Origin of the sequence: Halorubrum lipolyticum DSM 21995 (assembly GCF_000337375.1) — an archaeon.
Lineage (GTDB): Archaea > Halobacteriota > Halobacteria > Halobacteriales > Haloferacaceae > Halorubrum > Halorubrum lipolyticum.
Genome location: NZ_AOJG01000041.1, coordinates 1 through 13,286, shown reverse-complemented (window position 1 = coordinate 13,286; position 13,286 = coordinate 1). Strand labels below are relative to the sequence as shown.

General features: G+C 69.5%; 13 protein-coding genes. 8 read left to right on the top strand and 5 right to left on the bottom strand.

Annotated elements, in window-relative coordinates; genetic code table 11:
• Window positions 1-19: 19 nt before the first annotated feature.
• Window positions 20-1,168: a mechanosensitive ion channel family protein gene (locus C469_RS14685; RefSeq protein WP_008008007.1), complete on the top strand. Its 1,149-nt coding sequence runs from the start codon at window positions 20-22 to the stop codon at window positions 1,166-1,168.
• 7 nt (window positions 1,169-1,175) lie between these two features.
• Here C469_RS14685 and C469_RS14680 read toward each other — a convergent pair whose 3' ends face one another.
• From C469_RS14680 to C469_RS14670, 3 genes are all read right to left on the bottom strand, one after another.
• Window positions 1,176-1,535 carry a hypothetical protein gene (locus C469_RS14680; RefSeq protein ID WP_008008002.1) on the bottom strand — a complete coding sequence of 120 codons (360 nt, stop codon included), beginning with the start codon at window positions 1,533-1,535 and terminating at the stop codon, window positions 1,176-1,178.
• Window positions 1,536-1,625: 90 nt separating this feature from the next.
• Window positions 1,626-2,603, bottom strand: coding sequence for a hypothetical protein (locus C469_RS14675; protein WP_008008000.1), 978 nt, complete (start codon window positions 2,601-2,603; stop codon window positions 1,626-1,628).
• Window positions 2,600-3,052 carry a hypothetical protein gene (locus C469_RS14670; protein WP_008007998.1) on the bottom strand — a complete coding sequence of 151 codons (453 nt, stop codon included), beginning with the start codon at window positions 3,050-3,052 and terminating at the stop codon, window positions 2,600-2,602. Before C469_RS14670 ends, C469_RS14675 begins: the two co-directional genes overlap by 4 nt.
• 190 nt (window positions 3,053-3,242) lie before the next feature.
• On the opposite strand from C469_RS14670, the gene C469_RS14665 reads away from it, so the two are divergent.
• Genes C469_RS14665 through C469_RS14650 form a run of 4 tightly spaced genes read left to right on the top strand, consistent with a single transcriptional unit; the run spans window position 3,243 to window position 7,884 of the window.
• Window positions 3,243-4,718, top strand: a complete 1,476-nt coding sequence (locus C469_RS14665) for an extracellular solute-binding protein (protein WP_008007997.1) — start codon at window positions 3,243-3,245, stop codon at window positions 4,716-4,718.
• Between the two features lie 12 nt (window positions 4,719-4,730).
• Complete coding sequence (locus C469_RS14660; RefSeq protein ID WP_008007994.1) at window positions 4,731-5,738, top strand: carbohydrate ABC transporter permease; 1,008 nt, start codon at window positions 4,731-4,733, stop codon at window positions 5,736-5,738.
• Entirely contained in the window at window positions 5,735-6,754 is a 1,020-nt protein-coding gene (locus C469_RS14655) for a carbohydrate ABC transporter permease (RefSeq protein ID WP_008007992.1), read from the top strand. Before C469_RS14660 ends, C469_RS14655 begins: the two co-directional genes overlap by 4 nt.
• Window positions 6,755-6,756: 2 nt before the next feature.
• Window positions 6,757-7,884: an ABC transporter ATP-binding protein gene (locus tag C469_RS14650; protein ID WP_049911468.1), complete on the top strand. Its 1,128-nt coding sequence runs from the start codon at window positions 6,757-6,759 to the stop codon at window positions 7,882-7,884.
• Window positions 7,885-7,965: 81 nt separating this feature from the next.
• Here C469_RS14650 and C469_RS14645 read toward each other — a convergent pair whose 3' ends face one another.
• Window positions 7,966-9,042, bottom strand: a complete 1,077-nt coding sequence (locus C469_RS14645) for a TrmB family transcriptional regulator (RefSeq protein WP_008007988.1) — start codon at window positions 9,040-9,042, stop codon at window positions 7,966-7,968.
• A 266-nt stretch (window positions 9,043-9,308) separates the two neighbouring features.
• Between C469_RS14645 and C469_RS14640 the strand changes: the two genes are divergently transcribed.
• Both C469_RS14640 and C469_RS14635 read left to right on the top strand, forming a co-directional pair.
• Entirely contained in the window at window positions 9,309-10,754 is a 1,446-nt protein-coding gene (locus C469_RS14640; RefSeq protein ID WP_008007986.1) for a glycoside hydrolase family 68 protein, read from the top strand.
• 189 nt (window positions 10,755-10,943) lie between these two features.
• The gene (locus tag C469_RS14635) at window positions 10,944-11,450 is read left to right on the top strand and encodes a zinc ribbon domain-containing protein (protein WP_008007984.1); all 507 of its coding nucleotides are present in this window, start codon (window positions 10,944-10,946) and stop codon (window positions 11,448-11,450) included.
• Here C469_RS14635 and C469_RS14630 read toward each other — a convergent pair.
• Window positions 11,447-12,049: a TetR family transcriptional regulator C-terminal domain-containing protein gene (locus C469_RS14630; RefSeq protein ID WP_008007982.1), complete on the bottom strand. Its 603-nt coding sequence runs from the start codon at window positions 12,047-12,049 to the stop codon at window positions 11,447-11,449. The genes C469_RS14635 and C469_RS14630 overlap by 4 nt on opposite strands.
• Before the next feature lie 302 nt (window positions 12,050-12,351).
• On the opposite strand from C469_RS14630, the gene C469_RS14625 reads away from it, so the two are divergent.
• The coding region (locus C469_RS14625; protein ID WP_008007980.1) for an MATE family efflux transporter at window positions 12,352-13,286 on the top strand (935 nt) is incomplete at its 3' end.

The window sequence follows — 13,286 nt, the reverse complement described above, 5'->3', positions numbered from 1 at the left end:
ACAGCGGCGTCTCGAAGGCATGATTCCGTCGCTGTCCGCGTTGTTCGAGGGGTTCTCGGCGGTCGAGGCGACGGTCGCGGTTCTCGCCGTCTCCGTCGCCGCCGCCCTGGCCATGGAGTTCGTCGTCCTGCGGGTCGCCCGCCGGTACGTCTCGACCACCGACTCCGCCTACGACGACATCGTCATCTCCTCGCTGCGCGCCCCGCTCGTCGTCACCGCCGCGCTCGCCGGCGTGTTCGCGCTCACGCAGGTCCCGGCGATCCGGTCGTCCGTCCTCGTCGACCCGCAGCTGCTCGACGCCCTGTTCGGCCGACCCTCGCTGTCGGTCATCGTCCTCGTGTGGGCTCACGCCGCGAACGGCGTCGTGAACCGGCTCGTCGCGGCCGTCAACGAGGAGGGCGGCCGGTTCGACTTCGCGCCCGTCTTCTCGAACGTCTGGACGCTCGCGGTGCTCCTCGGGAGCGTCGGGACCCTGCTGTGGCTGTGGGGCATCGAGATCACGCCGCTCCTGGGCGCCGCGGGGGTCGCCGGCATCGCGGTCGGCTTCGCCGCGAAGGACACGGTCGCGAACTTCTTCGGCGGCATCGCGTTGTACTTCGACGACACCTACAAGATCGGCGACTTCATCGTCCTCGACGACGGCACCGCCGGGACCGTGATCAAGGTGGGCGTGCGCTCGACGACGCTGCTCACCCGCGACGAGGTGCTGGTGACGGTCCCCAACGCGGCGCTCAACGCCGCGAAGGTCACGAACGAGTCCGCGCCGCAGCGCCGGCGCCGCGTCCGGGTCCCGATCGGCGTCGCCTACGGGACCGACATCGACGCGTTCGAGGCGCTCGCGATCGAGGTCCTGCAGGCGGAGCCGCTGGTCCTCGACTCCCCGAAGCCGCGGGCCCGGCTCCGGTCGTTCGGGGACTCGGCGCTCCAGTACGAGCTGCTCTGTTGGGTCAACGGGCCGACGCGTCGCCGGCGCGCACAGCACAAACTCAACCGCGCGCTGTACAAGGCGCTGGCCGCGGCCGAGATCGAGATCCCGTACCCGAAACGCGACGTGACGGTGACCACCGCGAGCGGTCTGGACCCCGACGGCGAGGGCGAACGAGCGAGTCCGCCGTTCGCCGTCGAGGAGCCGGCCACGGCGACTCGCAAGGGCGATCGGGCGCGGTGAGCGGGCCTCAGTCCCGTCGGCGGGCGGGCGGTTCCGACGCCGTCCCGACCGAACCGTCTCCGGGATCCGGCTCTCGATCGAGCGCCCGCCGACAGCGCTGACAGCGCGTCGCACCGGCGATGATCGGGCTCCCGCAGCCCGGACAGCGCCGCCCGTCGACGCCGGCGGTCGCCGACGCGAGCACGTCGACCGCCGCCGGTCTCGGCTCCTCGATCGCGCCGCGGGCCGCGAGGCGGTCGACGAGCGCGTCGTCCCGTAGCCACGCCAGGAACCGCCAGAGTCCGAGGTAGAGGAGGGTCGGCCCGCCGATCGCGAGCGCGGCGACCGCGAGCCGAGCTACGAGTTCAGCCGTGGTAACCGTACTCACGGTTGCGGATCGGACCGGAAGGGATTGTAGCTGTCGGCGGTGTTCGCGCGGGGAAGAGAGCGGGCCGCTCGCTCGGCGCCGTCGAACCGGTCAGGACCGGTCGGCGAAGACGATCGCGTCGCAGTCGGCGCAGGCGCGGACCGGTCGCTCCGGGTTCCCGCTGACGCCACCGGGGCCGCCACAGCAGTTCCGCAGGGTAGTCTCCCGGACCGGACCCTCACAGACCGGACAGGTGTCGAGGAACGCGCGGAGCGGCCGCGCCGCCTGCCGGGCGACCGCGTCGTCGACACCGCGCTCGCGGAGGACCTCGGCGGCGGCCGTCTCCGCGAGCGCGATCGGCCGGCTCACCCACGCGTCCCGGCTCCCCGCGAGCAGGACCCGTCCGTCGTGGACCTGTCCCTCGACGTCGGGACCCGAGATCGCCGCCGCGCGCTCGGCGAGTTCCTCGTCCGAGGCCTCGCGGAGCGCGCCGATCCGGTCGTACAGCGCCGCGCGGAATGACTCGTCGAGCGCGAGCGTCTCCTCGTCCGCGGCGAGGGCGTCGGCGTCGATCAGGGTCGCCATCGTGGCCTCCGGGTCGGTCTCGGTGCTCCCGCCGACGCCGTCGGAGTCGACGGCGGCGGCGGGGTCTCGGTCGTCGACTCCGTCGGCGTCTCGGTCGTTCGCGGCGGGGTCTCCGTCACCGGAACTCGGGTCGGGCTCGGAGCGAGCGTCGGTCACGTCCGGTCGGTCGTCGCGGAGCGAGTTAGCTCCGGCGGCGGCGAGCGAGTCCGACCCGAGGTCGTGGTCGGGGCCGATGTCGACCGGGAGCGGCTCGACGAGTCGTGGGGCGAAGCGCGGCGTCCCGGGGAGGACGTAGCCGCGGAGCCAGATCGCCGCCGCGCCGACGGCGGCGGCGAGGAGCCCGAGCGACCGGCGGCGACGGAAGAGCAGGGCGGCGGCGACCGCGACGACGACCGCGTTGACGAGCGTACACGGGAGACACCGGTTTTCCCCCGTGTGTTCTGGCTCGGCGACCGTGTCGAGGGCGTCCGCGACGACGGCCCGGACCGACGACATCCCGCTCATAGTTCGGCCGCCGCGTGCTGGAGCGGTTCGCCGTGGACCGCGCGGTAGACGCTCGGGAACGCCGCGAGGCCGAGGGGTTGGACGACGCCGCCGAGCAGCGCGAGCCAGAGCGACCCGGCCGCCACCGCGCCCGCCCCGACGCCGACGGTCGAGAGCGCGAAGAGGGCGCTGAAGTAGCCGACCCGGAGCGGGACGCTGGCGAGCTCCCCGCGGCGGGGCCACGCGCCGACGTCGACGGCTTTCGCCCGGAACAGCGCGATCGCGACGCTGCCGGTGCCGATCGCGAGCAGCCCCGCGATCGGGATCGCGTCCGGGTAGCGCGTCTGGAGGACGAGCACCGCGGCGAACGCGGGCGTCGACAGCACCGAGAGCTCGGCGCCGCCGAAGAACACACGTTCGAGCCACTGGATCGTCCTGTGCCGGACCAGCCCCGCGATCGTTGCACTCATTCCTGTGACCCATTCGACGCCCGGGATTCATAGCCGTTCCGACGGCGGACGCCTCGTCGTTTCCGACGAACGGTGGCGCGCTCGACGGACGGTCGGCCGGCTTCGCGAGCGCGCGAGCGACGATACACGTGTGAGTGCGACTATTGGCATCAATAATTATATACGGGTGTATTTTGTAACAACGGCTGTAATGGTCGACAGAGAATCCGATCACGAGGGCGGACGCGTGGGGGTATCGAGACGGAGATTCATCGAGGCGACTGGCGCCGCGGGGGCGGCTGTCGGCCTCGCCGGCTGTTCGGGCGGCGGCGGTGGCGGCGACGAGCCGATCCAGATCACGATGGACGCGGAGTGGGAGGGGATCTCCGACAGCGTCACCCAGAGCCTGTACGACGCGGGGCTCGACGAGTCGATCGAGGTCGAAATCCTGCCCGGCGACTTCGAGTCGGGCGCGCGGCGGTCCGAGTTCACCTCGGCGCTGGACGCCGGGCGCGCGAGTCCGGACATCTTCATGATGGACTCCGGCTGGACGATCCCGTTCATCGCGCGCGGGCAGCTCGTGAACCTGAGCGAGGAGCTCTCCTCGGAGACGCTCGATTACGTCGAGAGCGACTACCTCGGCAGCGCCGTGAGCACCGCGAGCGACCCGGGGAGCGGCGACCTGTTCGGGCTGCCGCTGTTCCCGGACTACCCGGTGATGCACTACCGAAAGGACCTCGTCGAGGACGCCGGCTACGACCCGGACGGCGAGAACTGGGCGACCGAGCCGATGAGCTGGCAGGAGTTCGCCGAGGTCGCCGCCGACGTCTGGGAGCAGAACGGCGGCCCCGACGGCGACGAGATCGACTACGGGTTCACCACGCAGGCCGACAACTACGTCGGGCTCGCCTGCTGTACGTTCAACGAGACGATGACCTCGTTCGGCGGCGCGTACTTCGGCGACCACGAGAACCTCTTCGGACCGATCGGCGACCGGCCGATCACGGTCAACGAGGAGCCCGTCCACGACACGATCCGCATGATGCGGTCGTTCATGGAGGGGTCCGACGCCGAGTACGCCCACCCCGACTTCCCGCAGATCTCGACGACCGACCTGCTCTCGTTCACCGAGGAGCCGGCCCGCGAGCCGTTCACGGGCGGAAACGCGATCTTCCACCGGAACTGGCCGTACGCGATCCCGATCAACCTCGACTCCGACAGCTTCGACGCGGAGGACTACGACGTGATGCCGCTCCCGTACGGCGTCGAGGAGGGTGAGGGCGCCTACGAGGGCACCGGCGGTCCCGCCGGGGCGCTCGGCGGCTGGCACCTGACGATCAACCCGAACACCGAGCGGCTCGACGACTGCGTCCAGGTGCTCGAGGCGTTCGCCAACGAGGAGGTCATGCAGACCAACTTCGCCGAGGGCGGGTACCTCCCGCCGGACCCGTCCGTAACGGAGGAGGCCGACCCCGACGACGTCGGGGCGCTCGGCGACTTCCTCGACACGCTCGCGGTGGCCGGCCAGAACACGGTGCCGCGCCCGGTCACCGTCGCCTGGCCCGACCAGAGCCCGCAGGTCTCCTCGGAGATCTCGGCCGCGTATCAGGGCGACAAGTCGCCCGAGGAGGCCATGTCCGACCTGGAGAGCTCGCTCGAGTCCGTCGAGTCGGACCTCGCCGAATAAGAGGAACCGAGCATGTCAACCGACACGCGAGCGGACGAGGGGGGATCGCTGCTCGCCCGCCCGCTCAACTGGCTGGAGACGCAGAGCGAAGAGGTGTACGCTTACGTCCTGCTGATCCCTGCGTTCGCGCTGCTCGCGCTCGTCGCCTTTTACCCGCTGATCGAGACGTTCCGGTTCTCGCTGCTCGCGGACGCCGTCGCGTCGGCCGACCCGTTCGGCGAGTTCATCGGGTTCGAGCACTATGTCGACCTGCTCACCGGGGACACGAACTTCACGCAGCAGTTCATCTCGGTGTCGCTCACGGACTCGTTCCCGTTCGTCGCCTTCGGCGCGCCGTTCCTCCAGCAGGCGATCTTCGTCACGCTGGCGTTCGCGATATTGAGCGTCTTCTTCGAGACGACGATCGGGTTCGGCCAGGCGCTGGTGCTCGACCAGGACTTCTACGGGCGGCGCTGGGTCCGCGTGTCGATCATCATCCCGTGGGCGATCCCGATCGTCATCCAGGGGATGATATTCTTCCTGGTCTTCAACCCGACCATCGGGTTCGGGACCGAGTTCATGCAGTGGCTGGGCGTCTTCGGCGACAACCCGCTGTCGAGCAGCACGGACTCGTTCCTGATCGTGCTCGTCGCCGACATCTGGAAGACGACCGCGTTCATGGCGCTGCTCATCTTGGCGGGGCTCCAGAGCATCGACCGGGGGCTCTACGACGTCGCGAAGGTGTCGGGCGCCTCCCCGTGGCAGCGCTTCCGGTACATCACCCTGCCGCTCGTGGCGCCGGCGCTGCTCGTCGCGATGCTGTTCCGGACGATGGACGCGATGCGGATCTACGGGCTCATCGACGCCACGGCCGGCTGTGAGACCGTGCCGTCGCTGACCTGTCTCGTGATCATCGCGCTTCAGGAGAGCCGTCGCTGGGCGACGGCCTCCGCGGTCGCGTTCCTGACGGCCGTCGTCATCAGCGGGTTCGTCCTGGTGTACCTGCTTGCCCTGCGCAACAGCGAGGGGGGTGTCGCATGACCGACCCCGCGCGGGAGACGGGCGACGTCGACGCCGCGGACGGCGTCAGCGCCGACGGCGGCGTCGCCGACGCCGAGACGGTCGACCCCACCGCCGACGAACCGGAGCTCGACCGCGGCCTCATCGAGGCGTGGGCCGCGAAGATGATCACCAACCCGGACCGCGCGTACCGGGCGTCGTTCTACGTCGCGACCATCTTCTTTTTGGTCACGACGCTGTTCCCGTTCTACTGGCTGTTCGTCGTCGCGATGACGCCGCGCAACAACCTCTCCGACGTCGGCCTCCTCTTACCGGCCGGCTTCAACCCCGCGGCGTTCATCGAGATATTCACCACGCTGCCGTTCCACCGCTACGTGTTCAACAGCTTCCTGATCGCGACGATCGCGACGGTGGCGGTGCTGCTCGTCGGGAGCCTCGCCGGCTACGTGTTCGGCCGCCTCCGGTTCCGCGGGCGCAACGTGATGCTACTCTTAGTGCTCGTCACGTCCTTCTTCCCGCCGGCGGCGTTCTTCATCCCGCTGAACCGGCTGTTCAACACGAATATCGACGTGTTGCGGCCGCTGATATCGGCCGGGTCGCTGTACAACACCCCGTACGCGATCTTCATCCCGCTGTCGGCGATCTTCCTGCCGCTGTCGATATTCATCCTGATGACGTTCTACTCGCAGATCCCCGACGGGTTAGAGGACGCCGCCCGCGTCGAGGGGACGACCCGGATCGGCGCGCTGTTCCGGGTCATCGTCCCGCTGTCGGCGCCGGGCGTCGCGACCGCGGGGGTGTTGACGTTCATCTCGGTGTACAACGAGTACTTCTTCAGCTCGCTGATGACCGACGGGCGGCCGGGGAGCTGGGCCCCGATGCTCGAGGGGATACTGCGGTTCCAGGGCGAGTTCGCGGTGCAGTACAACCTCATGGCGGCCGCGAGCATCGTCGCGGTGCTGCCGGTCGCCATCCTCGTCGTCGTCGCACAGGAGAAGATCGTGAGCGGACTCACCACCGGGGCGGTCAAGGAGTAACCATGGCATCAGTCAAACTAGAGGGAATCACCAAACGGTACGAGGACGTAACGGCAGTCGACGACATGAACCTGGAGATCCGGGACGGCGAGTTCGTCACCTTCGTCGGCCCCTCCGGGTGCGGGAAGTCGACCACGATGGAGACGATCGCCGGGCTCACGCTCCCCACCGAGGGGACCATCGAGATCGGCGGGCGCGACGTGACGGACCTCCCGCCGAAGGACCGGGGGATCTCCATGGTGTTCCAGAACATCGCGCTGTTCCCGCACATGGACGTGTACGACAACATCTCCTTCGGGCTCCGGCTCCGGAAGTACGACCAGGAGGAGGTCGACCGGCGCGTCGCGGAGGCCGCCGACATCGTCCAGCTCGAGGGGATGATGGACCGGATGCCCAAGGAGATGTCCGGCGGGCAGCGCCAGCGCGTCGCGATCGCCCGCGCCATCGTCCGCAACCCGGGCGCGTTCCTGATGGACGAGCCGCTGGCGAACCTCGACGCGGAGCTACGGGTCCACATGCGCACCCAGCTCCAGCGGCTCCACAGGGAGCTCGACACGACGATCATCTACGTCACGCACGACCAGGCGCAGGCGATGACGATGTCCGACCGCATCGCCGTGATCAACGGCGGCGTGCTCCAGCAGGTGGCGCCGCCCCTGGAGTGTTACAACGAGCCGAAGAACCTGTTCGTCGCCGGCTTCATCGGCTCGCCCGCGATGAACTTCATCGAGGGGCAGGTTATCGACGGCGGGTTCGAGTCCGAGTACACGCAGATCGACTTTGACCCCGAGACGCACGGCGTCACTCCGGGACAGGAGATCACGGTCGGCGTCCGTCCCGAGGACGTGTTCTTGGAGGAGGACGCCCGGAAGGCGAGCTCGCCGACGAAGGCGTTCGACGCGGTCGTCGACGTCCTCGAACCGATGGGGAAGGAGATGAACGCCTACCTGCTGTTCGACCGCGACGTCGAGGCGAGCGCCGAGGGGCGCGGAGAGGGGCAGCTCCTGATCAACCTCACGCCCGACACGGAGATCCAGGAGGGCGACGACGTCCGGATCGTGATGGACCGCGAGAACGTCCACCTGTTCGACCGGGCGAGCGGCGACGCGATCACGCACTCGCTGGAGTAGGCGAGACCGTCGCTCTCGCGGGCGAACGGTGAGGACCTTTTCTTCGGCCAACGGGCCGCGACGAGCGTCGCCTCCGAGCGGTCACTCCACGTCGACGACCGTGATCCGGTGGGCCTCGACGGCCTCGACCATGGCGCCCCAGCCGCCGACCTCGACCGGGCCGTCGTCGGTCTCGACGATGAGCCCGACCCGTCCGCCGTAGCTCGCGATGGCCGCCGTGCCCACGTCGGCGTCGCCGGTGACCACGACGTCCGAGAGGACGCCCTCGACGACGCGGTCGGCGCCGCTCTCGGTGTCCGCCCCTTCGACCCGGATTCGGACCGTCGCCCCGTCGCGCAGGAGGGGGCCGACGTCGCGGACGCAGTACCGGATGTCGATGTAGTCGATGGGGGGCTCGTCGTTACGGGCCGCGTAGATCGGCTCCCAGGTGTCCCACTGCGTCGTCAGGAAGTACCAGTGGAACACGTAGGTGTGGGTGCGGTCGTCGACGAGCACGCCGTACTCGTTGGTCGATCCCGCGTGGGGAGCGAAGCAGGTCTTGGTCCGGTCGACGATCACCACGAACGGGGAGGGGAGTCGGCGGTGTCGGGCCTCCGAGCAGACGTCGGCGAGGTCCTCGACGTCGGGGAGGGACTCGGTGTCGCCGTCCGGCGTGTGGATGGAGAGGTTGATCCGGACGCCGTTCTCGGTCGCGGCCCGGAGGGCGGGGCGGAGCCGCTCGAAGTGCTCGGCGCCGAGCGAGACGTTCACCTGCGTGTCGGCGTCGCGGATGAACTCGTCGGCGTTCTTGATCACCGTCTCGAAGCGGGTGACGATGCTGACGGTGGACTGCTCGACCGACGGCTCGTTCCACCGGCGCTCGATCTCCTCGGTCGCCTCGGTGAACCGGTTCGCGCGCGTCCGGAGGTCGTCGGTGATCTCGTCGAGGCTGTTGGCGCGGGCGTACAGCGACTCCTGCTCGTACGTCTCGATGTAGCCGGCGCTCTCCAGGTCGCGCAACACGTCGTAGATCCGGGGGTCGGGAACGCCGCTGGCGTCCGCGACCCGGGTGACTGGTGCGGATCCGAGCTCGAGGACGGTCACGTAGGCGTCCGCCTGATACGGCGAGAGGCCCGCGTCTTCCAGCGTCTCCGTGAGTTCCGTGCGATTCACGCTCATTCCCCGTTTCCGGTCGGTCGCCGGTCCGCGACGATTCGCCTCGCGCGGTCGACAACGATGCGGACCGGCTGCGATCGGCCGACTGGGTCGCTGCTCGCTCGGTTTCGCTCGGTACCTCGTTTTGCCATGCCTTGCACTACCACGGCTGTGATAAAACGTTTTATTTCCGTGCCGGCGGCGAATCGTCGCGCCGGTGGCCCGGGGACGGCCCCGCCGGCGTCGGTCCGACTGAAAAGGTTTTATTCGGTTCGTTGAGGAGGGGGCGTATGCACGAGACGTCGGGGAGCGACGGCGGTCGACCGCGAGCGCGGTGGACCAGAGAGCAGGCGGCGTCCATCGAGCGGCGCCGCGGGAACGTCGCGCCGGCGGCGGGCGCGCCCGAGATCGACCCCTTCCCGGAGCTCCACATCTGGGACACGTGGCTGCTCCGCGACCGCTACGGGGAGATCGCCGACGTGGGCGGGTACCGCCTCGCGTTCTCCCTGACTGCGCCCGCCGACTTACTTCCAGGTAAGCGGCACGACGTGGCCGAGATCCGGTGTTTCTACTCGCCGGACGGACGGGCGTGGCGCGACGCCGGGCCGGTCTTCGACGGGGGCGCGCTCGGCCAGCGTCAGTGGGCCGGCTCCGCGCTGTACGACGACGGCGACCTGTATCTCTACTACACCGCCGCCGGCGACGAGGCGGCCGACGAGATGACGTACACGCAGCGGATCGCGGTCGCGCACGGCGGGACGGTGGCCGCCGGCGAGGGCGGGGTCGAACTGTCGGGGCCGTGGACCCACGAGACGCTGTTGACGCCCGACGGCGAGTGGTACGAGACCGAGGCGCAGTCGCGCGGGATGACCTACACCTTCCGGGACCCCTGGTTCTTCGAGGACCCGGCGACCGGCGAGACGCACCTCCTGTTCGAGGCGAACGCGCCGGCGCCCGAGCGGCCGGGGGACGACGCGGAGACGACTCATCGCCGGGAGTTCAACGGCTGCGTCGGGATCGCGACCTCGCCGTCGGGCGACCCGCTCTCCTGGGAACTCCGCCCGCCGCTGCTCGACGCGGTCGAGGTCAATCAGGAACTGGAGCGCCCGCACGTCGTCGTCGCCGACGGCCGCTACTACCTCTTCGTCTGCAGCCACGTCCACACGTTCGCGCCGGGCGTGACCGGTCCCGACGGGCTCTACGGGTTCGTCGCCGACGCGCTCGACGGGGAGTACCGCCCCCTGAACGGCTCCGGACTCGTCGCCACGAACCCGCCCGAGGCGCCGTTCCAGGCGTACTCGTGGATGGCGTTCGCCCACGACGAGGAGGTGCTCGTCCAGAGCTTCCTCAACTACCACGACTTCGCGGGCGACTCGCTCGACGCGATCGCCGACCTCCCCGAGGCCGAGCAGCGCGACCGCTTCGGCGGGACGCTCGCGCCGACGCTCCGGCTCGCGGTCGACGGCGACCGCACCCGGCTGCGCGGGACGCTCGACGGGTGGCGGATTCCCACCCCGGACGAGCCGCTGCCGCCGGCCGACGAGTCGGAACTCCCCGACGGCGACGCGCTCGGCGGCCGGATCCGAGAGGGCGGAAGCGCCGGCGGCTACGCCGTCGGACCGAGCGGGACGGTCGACGGCGGATCGACCGACGGGCGGACGGTCGACGGGGAGGACGGCGACTCGCTCGGCGACGCCGAGAGGGGAGACAACGGCGGGTCTCACGGCGCTATTTAAACATATATTTAAAAGCCCATCTACGCGGTTGCGAGCCCGACCGACGCCGCCGAACGAAGTGACCGATCAGTCAGCCGGGATTCGGGGAGGCCGGACGCGATCGGCCCCGACGCGCGGCCGCGCGGACCGACGTCGTCCGGACTCCGAAGCGGTGGAAGGCTTTTACCTGACCGACCGGTAAGTCCGGGCATGGTTCGAACGACCTCGCGGAAGCGGCCCTGGCTCGCGGCGCTTCTCGGAGCGCTCGTGACCGGGTTCGGTCACCTCTACCTGCGTCGGTGGCGCCGCGCGGCCGGCTGGCTCGCGGTGCTGTTCGCGGTGAGTTACGTCTTCGTCGAGCCGGCGGCGATCGACGGGCTCGCGGCCGGGGAACCGGTCGACCCGCTGAGCGTCGCCCCGACCCTGCTCGTGGGCGTCGCCAGCGTCGCCGACGCGTACGTCCTCGCCCGCGCGCAGAACGCGGTCGCTCAGACGGGGGGCGCGACCGCGACGAGGGCGGGAGACGCGGCTGCGGCAGGGGCTGGGGCCTCATCCGGGGAGACGGTGAATCCGTCCGAGGAGGCGATCGACAGCTGTCCGAACTGCGGCAAGGAGGTCGATCCGACGCTCAACTTCTGTCACTGGTGTTCGGCCGACCTGCCGGGCGGTGCGGAGACCGGCTCCCGAGGCGGTGAACCCGAACGGTCGGAGCGCTAAGCGTCGCCCTCGCGGAGCGTCGCGTCGACGTACTCCTCCGCGGTCGCCCGCGCGCGCTCGTACTCGCCGACGTCGTCGAACACCACCGAGCGGGTGCGGGCGCCCTCGACGATCGTCAGCAGCGACCGCGTGACGCGGTCGGCGTCGACGTCCGCGAACGCGCCCTCGTCGATGCCGTGGTTGATGACGGCCTTGACCAGATAGCGGACGTACTCGTCGTTCTGCCGGAAGCGCTCGGCGAACGTCTCGTTGTAGGGGGCCTGACTCCGCATTTCAAGGAGGGCGACGGACAGGTCCGGGTTCTCTTGGGGCGCGACGAGCAGGCGGTCGAGCAGGAGGGTCAGACGGGCCTCGGGGTCGGTCGTCTCGACCTCGCGGATGGAGGCGACGAACCGGTTCAGGATGTAGTCGAGAAACGCCGCCAGCAGCTCCTCTTTCGTGTCGTAGTGGTAGTGCACCGCGGCGGTCGACTTGCCGTATTCCGCCGCGATCCGCTTGATCGTGAGGTCGGCGTACCCGTGCTCGCGGAGCGCGCGGTAGGTCGCTCCCATGATCTCCTCGTCCGCGTCCGAGAAGGTCCGCCCCGATGGTTCGGCCATGTCACGGAGGTTCCGGCTACGCGCGAATAACGATTGCGGCCGGACGCGTCGAGTTTCGGTGAAAACTTACCAAGAGGTCACTCGCGAACGGCGAGTACGCCGCTGAGAGATCGATACGCCTCACCGATTTCGGCCTTCCGAACGCTTTTGACTAACTAGTCAGTAAGTACGGTGTCGACCACGATGAATGACGGAGTCACGGCGGTCCCGACGGCGGCGTTCCGCACAGACCGCGAGGGTGGAGACGCCGGGGGCCACCTCTCGACCGACGGGCGACGGACGCGCGCGGAGGCGCCCCGCTGATGGGGCTCCTCGAGCGCATCGACGCCCTATTTAAAGGCCCCGAGGAGTTCGATCTCACGTCGGGCGGGATCGCGAAGCCGCTCTTCTTCCTCTCGATGCCGATCGTCGTCACGAACCTCTTCCAAACGGCGTACAACCTCGCGGACACGTTCTGGCTGGGGCAGTACAGCACGGACGCGCTGGCGGCGATCAGCTTCGCGTTCCCGATGGTGTTCCTGCTGATCTCGCTCGGGATGGGGATCTCCGTCGCCGGCAGCGTGCTCGTCGCGCAGTACACCGGCGCGGGCGAGGCGCGCGAGGCCGAGTACGCAGCCTCGCAGACGGTGACGTTCGCGGTGATCGCCTCGGTCCTCCTCGGCGGCGTCGGCTACTTCTTCGTCGGGGAGTTCCTCGACCTGATGGGCGCGTCGGCGGACGTGTTGCCCCTCGCGTCGAGCTACATGGAGGTCATCTCGCTGGGGCTCGTGGCCATGTTCGGCTTCGCGGTGTTCATCGCGCTCATGCGCGGCTACGGCGACACGATCACTCCCATGCTCGTGATGTTCGGCTCCGTCGTGCTCAACATCGCGCTCGACCCGTTCCTCATCTTCGGGTGGGGGCCGTTCCCCGCGCTCGGGATCGAGGGCGCGGCGATCGCGACGGTGTTCTCTCGGGCGCTCGCGCTCGTCGTCGGGCTCGCGATCATGTTTCGCGGGGTGCGCGGCGTCCGGATCAACCTCCGGGACATGGCGCCCGACGCGAGCTACCTGCGTCGGCTCCTCCGCATCGGCCTGCCGGCCTCGGTCGAGGGGACCGGGCGGGCGGTCTCGATGAACCTCCTGCTGTTCATCGTCGCGCTGTTCCCCGACCCGGTCGTCGCCGCCTACGGGATCGGCACGCGGGTGTTCTCCGTGGTCTTCCTGCCGGCGATCGCGGTCGCCCGCGGCGTCGAGAC